Here is a 15,964-nt window from a genome sequence, read left to right on the forward strand (position 1 = left end):
TTTATAACTTCTTTTAAAAATAACTTTAGGATACACTTATGATAAATTGGGATGAAATAATACATAAACTAGATTATGCTTTTCAACCAATAATCTATGCACAAAGTGGAAAACTATATGCTGTTGAAGCATTATTAAGAAATGTTCAAGATATACCAAATATTACAACTATTGATGATCTATTTGATTTAGTTTTTAGTAATGACTATTTATATGAATTTGATTTGCTTTTAAGGGAAAAAGCTATTAAAAAATTTGCAAATATAAATATTCCAAATTTAAAACTATTTTATAATCTTGACAATAGAATAATCTACAACAAAAATTATAGTTCTGGAAATACTGAAAAAATTCTTACAAAACACAATTTAAGCAAAGATAAAATAATTTTCGAATTAAGTGAAAAAGGTACTTCAATAGAGCAAAATGCTCTTTCAACTATGCTTCAAAGATACAAACAAAGTGGGTACTCTATTGCAATAGATGATTTTGGGATAGGAGTTTCTGGACTAAAACTTCTATATTTTAGTGAAGCAAATATTATAAAAATTGATAGATTTTTTATATCAAATATAGACCAAGACTCAAAGAAAAAACTTTTTTGTTCTTCAATCATTGATATGGCACATATTATGGGAATGCAAGTAATCGCAGAAGGGATAGAAACCGAAAAAGAGTTTTATACTTGCAAAGATATTGGTGCTGATTTTATACAAGGATTTTTAGTTCAAAAACCAACAAAAAATATTAATGAAATAAAGCCAATTTACAATGATATTTCAAATCTTATTTTAGATGATAAAAGAGAAGATCAAAATAAATTTATAGATGAACAATTTATAGATAAAATTGAACCATTACCTGTAAATAGCTCATTATATGACATAATTTTACATTTTAAAAAAAATACAGAACATAACTTTGTTCCAATAATTGATGAATTTAGATATTTTCTTGGAATTGTATATGAAAGTGATATAAAAAAAATATCTTACTCTCAATATGGATTATCTTTAGCACAAAATCAAAATTTTTCAACAACACTTTTAAAATATTTAAAACCTGCTTTAAGTGTTGAAATATCTTGGGGAATTGATAAGATTTTAGAGATGTACAACCTAAATTTCCAAAACTCTCTTGGAATTTTTATAACTCATTGCGATAAATACTTAGGATTTATAAATCTAAACTCTCTTTTGACAATGTCTTATAAAAGAAATATTGAAATAGCAACAAACCAAAATCCACTTACAAAACTACCTGGAAATAACCAAATTGAAAAATTTATTGGTAACTCTTTTAGAAATATTCAAATAAATACAACTCATATAATCTACTTTGATTTTAATGATTTCAAACCTTTCAATGATATTTATGGTTTTAGACAAGGAGATAGAGCAATTCTTATATTCTCTGAGTTATTACAAAAAAGATATCCAAAAAATAGTTTTATAGCTCATATTGGTGGAGATGATTTTTTTGTAGGATTAATAGATTTTGATTTTGAAAATGTTTTTGAATTAACTTTAGATATTCAAAATGAGTTTGAATATAGTGTAAAAAATCTATACTCAAAAGAGGATAAAGAGCTAGGGTATATTGTCTCAAAAGATAGATTTGGAACAACTAGAAATTTTAATCTTCTATCTGTATGTTGTTCAATTATAGAGATAAATTCTCAATCAAATATTCTAAATTTTGATGATACTTTAAATATTATGAAAAAAGAATCAAAGATTTCAAAAGAGCCAGTTTATAAAGTTTTATAATCTGTAATCGTAATGTAATCAAACCCTATTAAACTTCACTAAAATTTAACATAAAGGTAAAGTTTGTTAAGTAGTCTTCAATCAGAAAAAAAACGAAGAGAACTAAATGAAAAGATTATAAAATCTGCTCTTATTCTTGCAGCTGCTATATCTATATTAACGACTTTTGGAATTTTATTTTCAATATTATTTGAAGCTGTAGAGTTTTTCAAGTTAAGAAGCTTTTGGTACTTTTTAACAGGTACAACTTGGTCTCCAGGAGTTGCAAATAGCGAATTTGGTGCATTACCAATATTTGCAGGAACATTTGTAATAACAATAATAGCACTTCTTGTTGCTATTCCAATTGGTCTTGGAAGTGCTATTTATATGAGTGAATATGCAAGTCCAAAATTAAGAGATTATCTAAAACCTATTTTGGAAATTCTTGCTGGCATTCCAACTGTTGTTTATGGTTTCTTTGCTGCTATTACTGTTGCTCCGCTTGTTGTAAAAGCTGCTGCTTTTTTTGGACTTGAAGCTACTTTTAACAGTGCTTTAGCATCTGGAATTGTTATGGGAATTATGATTATTCCTTTAATTTCCTCTTTAAGCGATGATGTTATAAGAGCTGTTCCAGATAGTCAAAGAAAAGCAGCATTCGCTCTAGGAATGACACATGGTGAAACTATAAAAAATATAGTAATTCCAAGTGCAATGCCTGGAATTATATCTGCATCACTTCTTGCACTTTCAAGAGCTTTGGGAGAAACTATGATTGTTGTTATGGCAGCAGGTTTACGACCAAATTTATCTTGGAATCCACTTGAAGATATGACAACTGTTACAGTAACTATCGTAAACTCATTAGTAGGTGATTTTGAATTTAACTCACCTGAAACACTTTCAGCATTTGCTCTTGGGCTTGTACTATTTATTGTTACATTAATTTTAAATATGATCTCGTTGTCATTAATTAGAAAATTCAAAGAAAAATATAAAGTGAATACATTATGATAAAAAGAAAAAAGAAAAATAAAGAACATAATCCATTTTATGACCCAACACTAAAAAAAAGGCATACAAGTGCAAAAAGATTTAAAAAGTTCACAATAACTTCTTTAATCTTTTCAATAGCATTTTTAGCATTTTTCCTTTTTGATATGATAGGAAAAGGTCTTCCTGCTTTTAATGTGGCTTTCATAAAAGTAGATGTAACTTTTAATGAAAAAACTTTAGAAGATACAAGATTTGCAGTTCCAACTCCTTATAGAAATTTAGTTTCAAGAGCAGCACTTAGAGATTTACCAAAGTTATTGGAGGAAAACCCGACATATATGAATTCAACTCAAAATATTTGGATTTTAGCAAGTAGTCAAGTTGACCAATATATAAAAAATCATAATCATAATTTAAAAGATAAAGATATAGCAAAAGTTGATGAACTTTATGCACAAGGATTAATAGAGAAAAAGTTTAACGCAATATTCTTTACAAATGGTGACTCAAAAATTCCTGAGTATGCTGGTATATTTTCAGCTGTTATAGGTTCTATTTTAACTTTAATTATAACAATGGCAGTTGCATTTCCTATTGGAGTAATGACTGCTATTTATCTTGAAGAGTTTGCGCAAGATAATAAATTTACAAGATTTATTGAAATAAACATAAATAACCTTGCAGCAATTCCTTCAATTTTATTTGGACTTTTAGGACTTGCAATTTTTATAAATTTATTTGGAATGCCAAGAAGTTCACCTTTGGTTGGTGGATTAACTCTTGCTCTTATGACATTACCTATTATAATAGTTAGTTCAAGAGCAGCTTTAAGAGCAGTTCCAGATAGTATCAGACAAGCAGGATATGGTTTGGGACTAAATAAAATTCAAGTGACACGTGACCATGTATTACCACTTGCATTTCCTGGAATAATGACTGGTTCAATTATTGGTTTAGCACAAGCTATGGGAGAGACTGCACCACTAATTATTATAGGAATGATTGCATTTATTCCAGATGCTCCTTCAATGGTTACCCAAGCTGCAACAGTAATGCCAGCTCAACTATTTACTTGGGCTGGAATGCCTGAAGGTATGTATATAGAAAAAACTGCAGCAGGAATTTTAGTTTTATTAACAATATTAATTTCACTAAATGCAATAGCAATATTCTTGCGAAAAAAATTTGAAGTAAAATGGTAAAAGGAAAATATTAAATGAATAAAGATATAAAATCAAAAATAGATGTTAAAAATCTAAATCTTTTTTATGGCTCAAATCAAGCTTTGTTTGATATAGATGTTAATTTATATCAAAATAAAATTACAGCACTAATTGGACCATCTGGTTGTGGAAAATCGACATTTTTACGATGTATAAATAGAATGAATGATTTAATTCCAAATGTTAAAATTGATGGAAAAATTATAATTGATAAAAAAAACATATATGATAAAGATGTAGATGAAGTAAGTGTTAGAAAAAGAGTTGGAATGGTATTTCAACAACCAAATCCTTTTCCAAAATCAATTTATGATAATGTTGCTTATGCACCTTTAAAACATGGGATGGTAAAAAAAGGGCAAGATTGTGATGAGCTTGTTGAAACATCTTTAATAAAAGCTGGACTTTGGAATGAAGTAAAAGATAAATTAACAACTCCTGGAACATCACTTTCAGGAGGTCAGCAACAAAGATTATGTATCGCAAGAACAATTGCTATAAAACCAGAAATTATTTTAATGGATGAGCCAACATCAGCACTTGACCCAATTTCTACTGAGAAAATTGAAGCATTAATGCTTGAGTTAAAACAAGATTATACAATCATTACTGTAACTCACAATATGCAACAAGCTGCACGAGTTGCAGATTACACAGCATTTTTTCACTTAGGAAAACTAATAGAATACGATATAACAGAGACTATCTTTGTTAATCCAACAAATAAAAAAACAGAAGATTATATTACAGGGAGATTTGGATAATGTTAAAACCATATGAAGATAAATTAAAACTTATAAAAAGTGAAGTAGAAAAACTAGGATTAGATATTGTTGAGGCTTTAGAGATTTGTTTAAAATCTTTGAATGAAAGAAAAATAGAGAATCTAAAAAATGTTGAAGTTAGTGAAAAAAAATTTCTAATAAAATCAAATGAGATAGATAATCTTATAATTACAACTTTAGCTTTATATACTCCAGAAGCAAGAGATTTAAGAAGAATGGTGGCATTTTTAAAAATCACAAATGAGATAGTAAGAACAGCTGCAAATACAAAAGATTTTGCAAAAATGTTTAGAAAATCTTATAGTGAAGAATTAAATACAAATACTATTTTAGAATATACAATACCACTTCTAAAATCAGCTTTATTATCTACAAAAACAGCAATTTCAATAATAGATGAACAAGAACATTCTAAAGTTGAAGAGAAATATCAAAGAGTTATTGTTGAAGAGAGTAAAACAGATGATTTATATTTAATGATAGAGAAAAATATTTTAAAACTAATCACTCAAAAACTAGACCTTTCAAAAGAGTATTTTGACCTTTTGAGTAGTTTAAGAAGATTAGAAAAAATTGCAGATAGATCAGTTTCAATAGCTAGTTTACTACAATTTGCAAAACTAGGTGGAGATATAGTTCAATCATAAAAATCTTTATGATATACTTTTTAAATGAAAAAAGCTATAAATAAAATATCGAACTACTTTAGTTCAAACTTCGAAGTTTTGGTTGCTACGGTTATATTCTTAACCGTAGTTCTAGCTGGAAATGACTTTTATAGAGCAATTATTTTAATGCTCGAATTCGTTGTGATTATGGAAGTTGTAAAAATGATTTCTGATTTTATTAGAAAAGAGACATTAAGACTTAGATATGTTCTTGATATTTTTATAATATTTTTAATCAGAGAAGTTATTATTCTTTCAGCCAATAAAAGTAAAGATTATTTTGATATTGTATTTTTATTATTTGTTATTTTTATATTTTTTATTTTCAGAATATTGGCTATTAAATTCTCTCCATTTGGAAATGATGAAAATAAAAAAATAGATGAAGTAAAAGATAATGAAACAAAGTGAAATGATGCTTGCAGGTAAAAATAGATTAATTTTAATAATAGAAGATGAAGAAGATATTCTTGAACTACTTGAATATACTTTACAAAAAGAGGGATATGAAACTATTGGATTTTTAAATGCAAATGAAAATGTAAAAAAAATTTTAGATGAAGAGAAAATAGATTTAATTTTAATGGATAGAAATCTTCCCAATATAGAAGGCACATCGTTTATAAAAGAATTAAGAGCAAATGGTTACCAAACTCCAGTAATTTATGTTACAGCAAAAGATAAATCTGAGGATATTTTAGATGGATTTGAAGCTTTTGCAGATGACTATATTACAAAACCATTTAATATTCAAGAACTTCTAGCAAGAGTTAAATCTGTAATAAAAAGATCTTCAAATGATATTGAACTTTTAAAAGTAAGAGATATTGTTTATAACTTTTCAAGTAAAATATTTTCTATAGAAGATGAAGATATTGAGCTAACTTCTCTTGAAACTACTCTTCTTTTAGAGTTTATAAAAAATAAAAATATTCTTCTTTCTCGAGAGTATTTACTAGAAAAAGTTTGGGAAGACTCTTTTGATAAACAAGAAAAAACAGTAAATGTGGCTATCAAAAGATTAAAAGATAAGATAGATCCTAATTCAAAAAAAAATTATATAAAGTCAGTTAGAGGAGAGGGTTATATTTTTTGTTAAAAATTCATCAACTTTTTTTACGAACTTACCTTGCAATATTTATTGCAATTTTAATAACTCTTACTCTTACTATTTATTTTTGGGCGAAAACGCTCTACTTAAATCAAGTTGAAAAAAACTTAATCCAAAATATAGATATATTATCTGTAATTTTAGAAGATACAAAAGATATAAATAGTATTAAAGATATTATTAAAGATTTAAGTAAAAAACTGAACTTAAGAATTTCAATTATAAATGAAAATGGTGAAGTAGTAGCAGAAAGTCACAAAAATATTGAAAATATAAAAAATCACTCAAATAGAGTTGAGATTATTGAAGCAAAAAATATAGGTCTTGGGAAAGACACAAGATTATCTGAAACTCTAAATAAAGATCTGATATATATAGCAAAAAAAGTATCTTTTAATAAAGAAACTTACTACCTAAGAATGGCTGATTATACAAATAAGATTACTGACAATTTCAAAAAATTAACTTTTGAAATTTTTATCTATATATCTTTTTTCTTAATCATTGCATTTATTTCAACTTACTTTATAAGTATCAAAATAAAAAGAGAAACAGACTCAATATTACAATTTTTAAAAGAGATAACTAGTAAGAAAAAACCACTATTTTTACAATCAAATTATACTTTTGAATTCTATAAAATAGCAAAACTTCTAAATAAAGTTGCAAAAAAACTATCAAAAAAAGATGAGATAAAAGCAAAACATACTGCAAAATTAACTTTAGCAAATAGGCAAAAAGATGATATTATCTCTGCTATTTCTCATGAATTTAAAAATCCAATAGCAATAATTTCAGGATATAGTCAAACTTTAATAGAAGATGAAAATTTATCACAAACTTTAAAAATAAAGTTTTTAAATAAAATCCTATCAAACTCAAATAAAATGTCTCTAATAGTTGATAAACTAAGGCTTACTTTAAAACTTCAAGATAGCAATCACAAACTAGTTTTAAACAAAGTTTCTATTAAAAAAATAGTAGAAACATCTATTAGTGATTTAAAAATAAAATATAAAAATAGAGAAATAAATGTTTTAGGAGTTGATAAAGAGATAAATGCTGATGAGATTTTAATAGGAATTGCTATTTCAAATCTAATAGAAAATGCTTTAAAATATTCTCAAGAAGAGGTAATTATAGAGATTAATGAAAATTCGATATCTATTACAGATAAAGGAATCGGGATTTCTCAAGAAAATTTGGAAAATATTTTTAAAAAATATTATAGAGCAACTAGCAACAACTGGAACAACTCTTTAGGTTTAGGACTTTTCATAGTTAAATCTATTTTAAATGTTCATAATTTTAAATTAGAAATTAACTCAAAAATTGGAATTGGTTCAACTTTTAAAATATATTATTAATTTATACTTAATTTAAGCAAAAAATAAGGATAACTTAAATATTATTCCAACTTAATATTGAAAGGGAGTTAATAAATGAAATTTACTCAAATGGCTAAAGCCAACGAAATCGAAAGATCTTGGGTTGTAGTAGATGCTGAAGGTAAAGTATTCGGAAGAATAATTACTGAAGTTGCTACAATATTAAGAGGAAAAAATAAACCTTGTTTTACACCAAATGTTGATTGTGGTGACTATGTAATTATAATCAATGCAAGTAAAGCTAGATTTACTGGTGCTAAATTAGAAGTTAAAAATTACTATACTCACTCAGGTTATTTTGGAAGTACAAAAACTCACAAAATGTCAGATATGATTGAAAAAAACCCTGAAAAACTGTTTAAATTAGCAACTAGAGGTATGCTTCCAAAAACTACTCTTGGTAAAGCTATGTTAAAAAAATTAAAAGTATATGCAGGAAGTGAACACCCTCATACTGCTCAAATTAAAGGATAATAGTAATGGCAAAAGTATATGCAACTGGAAGAAGAAAAACAGCAATAGCTAAGGTTTGGTTAGAGAATGGAAACGGGCAACTAACTATAAATGGACAATCTTTAGATCAATGGCTTGGTGGTCATGATTCAATCAAAAAAAGAGTGATGCAACCTCTACATGTTTCAAAACAAGAATCAAGTGTAAATATCATTGTAAAAACTCTAGGTGGTGGATATTCAGCTCAAGCTGATGCTGCTAGACACGGAATTTCAAGAGCTTTGGTTGCTTATGATGAGCAATTCAGAACTATTTTAAAACCTCATGGATTACTTACTAGAGATGCTAGATCTGTTGAGAGAAAAAAATATGGAAAGAAAAAAGCAAGAAAATCTTCTCAATTCTCAAAAAGATAATTGGTATTTCTCTTTATTTCTCAAAGGAGGCGATTTTATCGCTTCCTTTTTTTATATCAAAAAATCAACTATTTTTAACATAACTCATCTGTTTATTATAAGCCATATCCCAAAACATATATTCAAACTCAACACTTGATATAAAAATATCTTCAACAATTTTTTTCTCATCTTCTGTTTTATTTTTTACAAGCTCATCTAGTGCATCATAAAACCATTCAAAAGAATCTTCAAACTCAACTCCTGAGTAAGTCTCTATCCAAGATTTATAGAAGTTATTTTCTAAACTATCTTTGTATTGCTCTTTTAATCTTTTTGCATAATCGCAATATGTCCAAGCACATGGAAATACTGTCGCTAATGTTTGCGCTAAATCACCTTTTAGAGCAGTTGAAAGCATATTAGCTGTATAAGTTCTATTAAATAAACTTGCCTTCACATTTTTAACCTCATCCTGGCTAATACCAAACTCTTTCATATATAAGTGGTGAAGTTTCATCTCATCAACTAATGTAGCTTTTGTAATAGCACTAAGACTACTTAGCATCTTCTCATCATCTGCTTTTGTCATAGCCATCGCAAAAACTTTTGCATACTCTAAAAGATATAAATAATCTTGTAATAAATAGAATTTGAACTTCTCTTTATCTAAAGTTCCAGCTCCTAACTCTTGTACAAATGCGTGATTATAACCATCTTCCCAAACTTTTATTGCTTTTTGTTTTAATTGTCTTGAAAATGACATATTTACTCCTTTTTTAACTATTTTATCTCTTGAAAATTTGCCTTTTTTATTAATATCTCTTGGTTGAAATTACTTATTGCATTAAATAACTCTTTATGAAAAGTCCCAAGTCCTTTATTCTTACTATTTTCATAGGCTATTTCACCAGCAATTCCCATTGTAATTACTCCTAAAATTGTAGCTTCATATATTTTATCTTTAGAAACTCCACAATAGCTAGCAACCAAAGAAGTACACATACATCCAGTTCCTGTAATTTTTGTTAAAAGATGGTTACCATTCTTTATGGAAATTACTTTTTTTCCATCAGAAATAACATCAATTTCTCCAGTAATTGCAACAACCAAATTCAAACTATTTGCCAATGTTTTAGCAATACTAGCCATATTTTCTAAAGATTCAATATCCTCTTTTGAAACATCTGCGCCTTTTTTATTTGAACTTAAATTTAAAATAGATTTTATTTCAGAAATATTTCCTCTAATACAAGATATTTTAGATGTTTCAAATAGTTCATTTACAAAATCTTTTCTAAACTTTGAAGCACCTACACCAACAGGGTCTAAAATAACTGGAACTCCTTTTTCTTTAGCTCTTTTACATGCTTTAGTTATGGAAGTCTTTATATCTTTATTTAGTGTTCCTATATTTACTAAAAGAGTCGAAGCGATATCTACAAACTCTTCAACTTCTGCTTCATCATCTGCCATAACAGGACTTGCACCAATTGCTAAAGTTACATTTGCACAATCATTTACGGTAACATAGTTTGTAATCTGATGAATTAATGGGTTCTGCTTTTTCGTATTATTTAAAATATCAACTAAATTATTTATCAAAGTAATGCCTTAAAATATATTAATAAAAAGGCAATTCTATCACAAAGAAAAATGAAAAGCCAATTTATAATACTTTTTATAAAAAAACTATACAATACAAAATGAAATTTTTAATAACTTCTTTAATATTTTTTGCTATTTTTGTAAATATGCAAGCAAGTACCCTAAATTTATCTATGAGCTCAAGTCCAAGTAGATTAAATCCAATTTTAGCAAATGATAGTGCAAGTGGTGAAATATCTGATTGGCTTTTTAATGGACTTTTTAAATATGATAAAGATGGAAATATAACAACTGAAATAGCATCTTCATACACTTTTGAAACACCTACAAAACTTATAGTTAAACTAAAAGATAATGTTTTATGGCATGACAAACAAAAACTATCTTCAAAAGATGTAGTTTTTACTTATGAGCAAATAATAAGTCCAACTGTTTTTAACTCAATAAAATCAAACTTTAATGAAGTAAAAAGGGTAAAAGCAATTGATGATTTAACTGTTGAAATTGAGTATAAAAAACCATATTTTAAAGCTTTAGAGATATGGATGGTTGGGCTTTTACCTTATCACATTTTAAAAGATGAAAAAAATCTTATGACAAGTAGTTTTAATAAAAATCCAATAGGTACAGGTGCATATAAACTAAAAGAGTTTAAAACAGCAAGTGATATTGAGCTTATAGCAAATGATGATTTTTTTGAAGGACGCCCAAAAATAGATAGGATTTTATATAAATTTTTACCAGATCCAAATACATCTTTTTTATATTTAAAACAAAATAAACTTGATATTGGGGGATTAACTCCAATGCAAGTTTCAATACAAATAGGTAATAGCTTCAAAGATAATTTTGAAATTTTAAATAGAGCTAGTTTTGGATTTTCATATTTAGGATTTAATTTAGACAACCCTAAATTTAAAGATATAAAAATAAGACAAGCCCTCTCTCTGGCAATAAATAGACAAGAGTTAGTTGATATTTTATTTTTTGGGTATGGAGAAGTTTGTAATGGACCATTTATGCCAAACTCTTTTGCTTATAATGATGAAGTAAAACCTATAAATCAAGATATTATAAAAGCAAAAGCTTTGTTAAAAGAGGCTGGATATGATGAAAAAAATCCTTTTGTTTTTGAAGTGGTTACTAATACAGGAAACGATATAAGAGTAAACACTGCACAAATTCTTCAATATCAACTCTCAAAAATTGGTGTCCACATGAAAATAAGAGTTATGGAGTGGCAAGCTTTCTTAAATACTGTTGTACATCCACGAAAATTTGAAACTGTACTTTTGGGATGGTCTTTGGCTTTAATGCCAGATGCTTATCCACTTTGGCATAGCTCAAGTGCAAAACTCGGTGGATTTAATCTAGTAAATTATAAAAATGAAAAAGTTGATAAATTAATAGAAAAAGGAAGTGGGACTATAAATAAAGATGAACTTGGTGCCATTTATAAAGAGATTTTTAAAATCGTTGCAAATGATTTACCATATCTATTTTTATATATTCCAGATGGAATAACTGCTATAAATAAAAAAATAGAAAATATTGAACCAGCATTTATAGGTATTATGCACAATCAAAAAGATTGGGAAATAAAAGAGTAAGGAACAGTTTTATGAACAAAAAAGATAAGATTATTTTATTTGATTTAGATGGTACTTTAATAGATTCAACAGATGCAATTACGGATACATTTTTACATGCATTTTCAAAACACAACTTTGATTTTAAAGGAACTATTGAAGATATAAAAGTACAAATTGGTTATCCACTTGATATTATGTTTGAAAACTTAGGAGTAAATAGAAATTTAGTTTGGGATTTTGTAGATAGTTATAAACTAAGATATAAAGATATTTCTGTTGCTCAAACTTTACTTCTTGAGAATGCTTTTGAAGCAGTTACTTTAGCTTCAAAATTTGCAAGACTTGGAGTGGTTACTACAAAAACAAGAATTTACTCAACTCCAATATTAGATAATTTTGATATAGGAAAATATTTTGAAGTAATAATAGGAAGAGAAGATGTAGAAAATCCAAAACCGCATAAAGAGCCAATTTTAAAAGCTTTAAATGCCTTAAAATATGATGATAAAAAACATCAAGCATTTATGGTAGGAGATACAAAACTAGATTTAATCTCTGCTTCAAATGCCTCTATCAACTCTGTTGGAGTATTATGTGGTTACTCAAATGAACAAGAACTTTTAAAATATACAGATATTGTAAAAAAAGACTCTTTAGAAGCTGTAAAACATATCTCTTTATTATAAATGATAAAAAATATTTTTCAAATGCTACTAGCTTTGCTAGTTGCTTTTTGTGGTTCACTGATTTTTATATATTTACACCTACCACTTCCTTGGCTTTTAGGAAGTATTTTTGCTACAAGCATATTAATAAGATTTCAAAAAATTCCAATACAAAGCCCAAAACTATTTTCTGCACCTGCTAGAATATTAATTGGTCTTACAATTGGAAGTGCTTTTACTCCAGAAATTTTAAACCATATTCCACAATATACTATTAGTTTACTCTTGGTTGTTCCATTTACTATTTTGGTTATATTTTTTGGAACATACTATTACTATAAAGTTTTAAAATATGATTTAAAAACTTCATATTTAGGCTCTATGCCAGGTGGTGTAATTGAGATGGTAATAATTGGGCAAGAGCTAAAAGCAAATACAGCAAAAATAACTTTAATGCAAAGTTCAAGACTATTTTTTGTAGTTGTTTCTTTGCCATTTATTATTCAATATATTTTTCAAATAGATATAAGGGGTAACCAGCTTTTAACAACTCCTATAAAAGATATAGATTTGTTTCAATTTTTATATATTTATATTTTTGGAATAATTGCAGCAGTAATTGCAAAAAAGATAAAACTAACTGCCGCATATTTAATTGGACCTATGATTGTAAGTATTATTTTGTATTCAAGTGGATTTGTAAATACTCATATTCCAGATGAGTTATTAAAATTTATACAGATTGTTTTTGGCTCAATTATAGGTTTTACATTTAAAAATGTTGAATTAAAGACTATTTTTAAAACTTTAGTTGCTACTTTGGGACATTTTGTTATTTTGATAATTTTATGTGCTATTTTCATTTTTATTATTCACCACTTTTTTGGTTTTGCTACTTTAGATATTTTATTAGCATTTGGACCTGGTGGTCAAACTGAGATAAACTTAATAGCTATTTTAGTTGGTGCAAATCTACCTTATATAACTTTGCACCATATTGTAAGACTTTTTATTGTTATGAATATTGCACCAATTATTGCAAAAAGGTTAAAGTAGTTAATCGTTTATAACTTTTTTATAAATTAAATTCAAAAACTACTCAGCAAGCTATTTATGCTCTCTTCAAAAGCTTTGTTTGAAGCTTGTACAAAACCATAAGCATTGTTTGATTTACATAATACTTTTTTATCAAAATTAAAAGATTTTAAAACCTTATTATCTTTTATCAAATCAAATTTAAGTTTTAAAACTGCATAAGATTTATCTTCTTCAAAAGTTTGATAAAGTTTTATAACTTCAGTTTTTAAACTATACTCATGTTCTATTTTTTTATCTCTTAAAACTACATTTTCAAAAATATTACTTGCTAAAAATGAGTCTGTTAATTGATTATAAATCATATTTGAAGGGAGATTTATCCATCTATTTTGTGCATACTCTTCAAATAAATATGGTTTTGTACTATAAAAAATAGATGTTAGATTAAAACTTCTATTTACATTTACATCTTCAATCAAAATTGATTTTAATTTTGAAACCTCAGCTTTTTTTTGAGTTTTAAAATCTATTGAATAGTGATTTATAGATACACTTTCTTGCTTTAATCCACATCCACTAAATAGAAAAAATATTACAATAACTAAAACAGTACTTTTTCTTGTAAACAAGATTTTACTTTGATTGATCATCTTTCTCTCCTGGTCCATATTTTATTGCCTTTTGTTTAAATATCAAATCACTTGGGCTTTCATTTAGATTATTCATTAAATCTTGAGTTTGATTTAAAGTATTATCCAAATTTTTTAAAACTGTTTCTAAATTATCAATACTTTCTTGAGCCATTCCTTTTATATCAAAAGTTCCTTTGTCAAAATCCTCTTTCATCTTTGTTGTTAGTGCTTTAAAATTATCAGCTGAAGTTTTTACGCTAAGAAAAGATGAACTTCCAATAACAGTAAAGTTTTTCATACCAATCAAAAGTTCATCAATATTATTTTGATTTTTTACTAAATAATCAGAGAATTTTTCAATATTTGCCATGCTTTTTTGACTATTTTCAAGAAGTATTGAGAAGTTTTTTAAATTATCTTCATTTAAAACATCTCTAAAAGAGTGAAGTAAAAGAGTAAGTTCTTTTGTAATATCTTCAGTTGAATCGACAAGATTACTCAAAGCTGATTTTTTTGAATTTATTATTTTTATACCATACTCATTTTCCTCTAAAGGTTTTGCTTCATTACTTCCACCTTTTAACTCTACATATTTAAGACCTGTAATTCCAAGATTTCCTAAAATTGCATAGTTATCCTCTTTTAATGGAGTTCCTTTTTGAATCTGTATTTCTACTTCAATTTTCTCTGAATTATGAGGACTTATCTTTATATTTTTTACAAGTCCAACATCAAAACCTTTATATTTTATAGGTGAACCTATATTTAATCCAGAAATAGATTCATCAAAATGTATATAATATGTATCATATTTTTTATCTTCCAAACCATACTTTCCTAACCAAAATATTGCAAGAATTAGTAAAAAAGATATTACACTTACAAATAAACCTATTCTAAAAAAATTAATCTTTGTATCCATCAATCTGCCTTTTTATGTGTTAAAAAATCTTGTATAAACTCATCTTTAGAACTCATAGCTTCATTTATATTTCCATCAAATATTTTTTCTTTTTTTATAATTATAAACCTATCAAGAACTGTTTTTATTGTCTCTAAATCATGAGTTATTATAACTGTTGTGATATTTAGATTTCTCTTTAAATATAACAAAAGCTCATTTATACTTTGCGTACTAGCAGGATCTAATCCACTTGTTGGCTCATCTAAAAATAGAAGTTTTGGTTGCATTGCAAGGCTACGTGCAAGGGCAACTCTTTTTTTCATTCCACCACTAAGTTCACTTGGATATAGTTTTGCTGTATGCTTTGGAAGTCCAACTATATCCAAATTTGTGTAAGCAATTTTTTCTATCAAATCTTTTGGTAAATTTGTGTACTCTTTTAACATAACAGAGATATTTTCAATCACATTTAAAAAAGAGTACAAAGCACCAAATTGAAAAAGATAAGAAAAATTTAGCTTCAAGCTCTCTAAATCATTTATTGTTAGTTTTGAAATATCTTTATTAAAAATCTCAATTTTACCTTTTTGTATCTGATTTAGCATAACTATTTGTTTTACCAAAACACTTTTTCCACTTCCACTTCCACCTAAAACTCCAAATATTTCACCCTCATTTACACTAAAAGATATATCATTGTGTACAATATTATCTCCAAAAGCTGTGTAAAGATTTGAAACTTTTATTATTTCCAT

The 15,964-nt window shown here is 26.7% G+C and carries 18 protein-coding genes; 13 read left to right on the forward strand and 5 right to left on the reverse strand.

What is annotated here, in order from left to right:
- The first annotated feature begins 38 nt into the window (after window positions 1–38).
- The 10 genes from ACRYA_RS09295 to rpsI all read left to right on the forward strand — a co-directional run bounded on the left by ACRYA_RS09295 (window position 39) and on the right by rpsI (window position 8,791).
- Window positions 39–1,769 carry a GGDEF domain-containing protein gene (locus ACRYA_RS09295; protein ID WP_105916917.1) on the forward strand — a complete coding sequence of 577 codons (1,731 nt, stop codon included), beginning with the start codon at window positions 39–41 and terminating at the stop codon, window positions 1,767–1,769.
- A 63-nt stretch (window positions 1,770–1,832) separates the two neighbouring features.
- Window positions 1,833–2,765 (forward strand): phosphate ABC transporter permease subunit PstC, encoded by a 933-nt coding sequence (pstC, locus tag ACRYA_RS09300; protein ID WP_105916918.1) that lies wholly within the window; start codon window positions 1,833–1,835, stop codon window positions 2,763–2,765.
- Window positions 2,762–3,949: a phosphate ABC transporter permease PstA gene (gene pstA, locus ACRYA_RS09305; protein WP_165786075.1), complete on the forward strand. Its 1,188-nt coding sequence runs from the start codon at window positions 2,762–2,764 to the stop codon at window positions 3,947–3,949. Before pstC ends, pstA begins: the two co-directional genes overlap by 4 nt.
- 14 nt (window positions 3,950–3,963) lie before the next feature.
- Window positions 3,964–4,734, forward strand: a complete 771-nt coding sequence (pstB, locus tag ACRYA_RS09310) for a phosphate ABC transporter ATP-binding protein PstB (protein WP_105916919.1) — start codon at window positions 3,964–3,966, stop codon at window positions 4,732–4,734.
- The gene (locus tag ACRYA_RS09315; RefSeq protein ID WP_105916920.1) at window positions 4,734–5,402 is read left to right on the forward strand and encodes a phosphate signaling complex PhoU family protein; all 669 of its coding nucleotides are present in this window, start codon (window positions 4,734–4,736) and stop codon (window positions 5,400–5,402) included. Before pstB ends, ACRYA_RS09315 begins: the two co-directional genes overlap by 1 nt.
- 24 nt (window positions 5,403–5,426) lie before the next feature.
- Window positions 5,427–5,834 (forward strand): phosphate-starvation-inducible PsiE family protein, encoded by a 408-nt coding sequence (locus ACRYA_RS09320; RefSeq protein WP_105916921.1) that lies wholly within the window; start codon window positions 5,427–5,429, stop codon window positions 5,832–5,834.
- Window positions 5,821–6,522 (forward strand): response regulator transcription factor, encoded by a 702-nt coding sequence (locus ACRYA_RS09325; RefSeq protein WP_228199748.1) that lies wholly within the window; start codon window positions 5,821–5,823, stop codon window positions 6,520–6,522. Before ACRYA_RS09320 ends, ACRYA_RS09325 begins: the two co-directional genes overlap by 14 nt.
- Window positions 6,516–7,901, forward strand: coding sequence for a sensor histidine kinase (locus tag ACRYA_RS09330; protein ID WP_105916922.1), 1,386 nt, complete (start codon window positions 6,516–6,518; stop codon window positions 7,899–7,901). The genes ACRYA_RS09325 and ACRYA_RS09330 overlap by 7 nt, the downstream gene beginning before the upstream one ends.
- 75 nt (window positions 7,902–7,976) lie before the next feature.
- Window positions 7,977–8,396 carry a 50S ribosomal protein L13 gene (gene rplM / locus ACRYA_RS09335; RefSeq protein WP_105911859.1) on the forward strand — a complete coding sequence of 140 codons (420 nt, stop codon included), beginning with the start codon at window positions 7,977–7,979 and terminating at the stop codon, window positions 8,394–8,396.
- A gap of 5 nt (window positions 8,397–8,401) precedes the next feature.
- The gene (gene rpsI / locus ACRYA_RS09340) at window positions 8,402–8,791 is read left to right on the forward strand and encodes a 30S ribosomal protein S9 (protein ID WP_066348181.1); all 390 of its coding nucleotides are present in this window, start codon (window positions 8,402–8,404) and stop codon (window positions 8,789–8,791) included.
- A 64-nt stretch (window positions 8,792–8,855) separates the two neighbouring features.
- Here the strand turns inward: rpsI and tenA are convergent, their stop codons facing one another.
- Together tenA and thiM are read right to left on the reverse strand one after the other, a co-directional pair.
- Entirely contained in the window at window positions 8,856–9,536 is a 681-nt protein-coding gene (tenA, locus tag ACRYA_RS09345) for a thiaminase II (protein WP_105916923.1), read from the reverse strand.
- Between the two features lie 17 nt (window positions 9,537–9,553).
- Window positions 9,554–10,375 carry a hydroxyethylthiazole kinase gene (gene thiM, locus ACRYA_RS09350; RefSeq protein WP_207796767.1) on the reverse strand — a complete coding sequence of 274 codons (822 nt, stop codon included), beginning with the start codon at window positions 10,373–10,375 and terminating at the stop codon, window positions 9,554–9,556.
- Between the two features lie 101 nt (window positions 10,376–10,476).
- Here thiM and ACRYA_RS09355 point away from each other — a divergent pair, with 101 nt between their 5' ends.
- The 3 genes from ACRYA_RS09355 to ACRYA_RS09365 are packed head-to-tail and all read left to right on the forward strand — an operon-like array spanning window position 10,477 to window position 13,691.
- A complete protein-coding gene (locus tag ACRYA_RS09355) occupies window positions 10,477–11,988 on the forward strand; it encodes a peptide-binding protein (protein WP_105916925.1) in 1,512 nt (503 codons plus the stop codon).
- Between the two features lie 11 nt (window positions 11,989–11,999).
- Complete coding sequence (locus ACRYA_RS09360; RefSeq protein ID WP_105916926.1) at window positions 12,000–12,656, forward strand: HAD family hydrolase; 657 nt, start codon at window positions 12,000–12,002, stop codon at window positions 12,654–12,656.
- Between the two features lie 21 nt (window positions 12,657–12,677).
- Window positions 12,678–13,691, forward strand: coding sequence for an AbrB family transcriptional regulator (locus ACRYA_RS09365; protein ID WP_228199749.1), 1,014 nt, complete (start codon window positions 12,678–12,680; stop codon window positions 13,689–13,691).
- A 32-nt stretch (window positions 13,692–13,723) separates the two neighbouring features.
- On the opposite strand, the gene ACRYA_RS09370 is transcribed toward ACRYA_RS09365, so the two are convergent.
- From ACRYA_RS09370 to ACRYA_RS09380, 3 genes are read right to left on the reverse strand one after another with little or no spacing between them, the layout of a single operon-like run.
- Window positions 13,724–14,323, reverse strand: a complete 600-nt coding sequence (locus ACRYA_RS09370; RefSeq protein WP_105916927.1) for an ABC-type transport auxiliary lipoprotein family protein — start codon at window positions 14,321–14,323, stop codon at window positions 13,724–13,726.
- Window positions 14,307–15,227 (reverse strand): MlaD family protein, encoded by a 921-nt coding sequence (locus tag ACRYA_RS09375; protein ID WP_105916928.1) that lies wholly within the window; start codon window positions 15,225–15,227, stop codon window positions 14,307–14,309. The genes ACRYA_RS09370 and ACRYA_RS09375 overlap by 17 nt, the downstream gene beginning before the upstream one ends.
- Window positions 15,227–15,964, reverse strand: a complete 738-nt coding sequence (locus tag ACRYA_RS09380) for an ABC transporter ATP-binding protein (protein ID WP_105916929.1) — start codon at window positions 15,962–15,964, stop codon at window positions 15,227–15,229. Before ACRYA_RS09380 ends, ACRYA_RS09375 begins: the two co-directional genes overlap by 1 nt.

The organism is Aliarcobacter cryaerophilus ATCC 43158 (assembly GCF_003660105.1).
In the GTDB taxonomy this organism is placed as follows: Bacteria; Campylobacterota; Campylobacteria; order Campylobacterales; family Arcobacteraceae; genus Aliarcobacter; species Aliarcobacter cryaerophilus.

Bases quoted from the DNA above. Each gene is read 5' to 3' on its own strand.
- ACRYA_RS09325 (WP_228199748.1), top strand. From the start codon at position 5,821: ATGAAACAAAGTGAAATGATGCTTGCAGGTAAAAATAGATTAATTTTA.
- pstA (WP_165786075.1), top strand. From the start codon at position 2,762: ATGATAAAAAGAAAAAAGAAAAATAAAGAACATAATCCATTTTATGAC.
- rplM (WP_105911859.1), top strand. From the start codon at position 7,977: ATGAAATTTACTCAAATGGCTAAAGCCAACGAAATCGAAAGATCTTGG.
- rpsI (WP_066348181.1), top strand. From the start codon at position 8,402: ATGGCAAAAGTATATGCAACTGGAAGAAGAAAAACAGCAATAGCTAAG.
- ACRYA_RS09370 (WP_105916927.1), bottom strand. From the start codon at position 14,323: ATGATCAATCAAAGTAAAATCTTGTTTACAAGAAAAAGTACTGTTTTA.
- ACRYA_RS09295 (WP_105916917.1), top strand. From the start codon at position 39: ATGATAAATTGGGATGAAATAATACATAAACTAGATTATGCTTTTCAA.
- ACRYA_RS09320 (WP_105916921.1), top strand. From the start codon at position 5,427: ATGAAAAAAGCTATAAATAAAATATCGAACTACTTTAGTTCAAACTTC.
- ACRYA_RS09360 (WP_105916926.1), top strand. From the start codon at position 12,000: ATGAACAAAAAAGATAAGATTATTTTATTTGATTTAGATGGTACTTTA.
- ACRYA_RS09315 (WP_105916920.1), top strand. From the start codon at position 4,734: ATGTTAAAACCATATGAAGATAAATTAAAACTTATAAAAAGTGAAGTA.
- tenA (WP_105916923.1), bottom strand. From the start codon at position 9,536: ATGTCATTTTCAAGACAATTAAAACAAAAAGCAATAAAAGTTTGGGAA.
- ACRYA_RS09380 (WP_105916929.1), bottom strand. From the start codon at position 15,964: ATGGAAATAATAAAAGTTTCAAATCTTTACACAGCTTTTGGAGATAAT.
- pstB (WP_105916919.1), top strand. From the start codon at position 3,964: ATGAATAAAGATATAAAATCAAAAATAGATGTTAAAAATCTAAATCTT.
- ACRYA_RS09375 (WP_105916928.1), bottom strand. From the start codon at position 15,227: ATGGATACAAAGATTAATTTTTTTAGAATAGGTTTATTTGTAAGTGTA.
- ACRYA_RS09365 (WP_228199749.1), top strand. From the start codon at position 12,678: ATGCTACTAGCTTTGCTAGTTGCTTTTTGTGGTTCACTGATTTTTATA.
- ACRYA_RS09355 (WP_105916925.1), top strand. From the start codon at position 10,477: ATGAAATTTTTAATAACTTCTTTAATATTTTTTGCTATTTTTGTAAAT.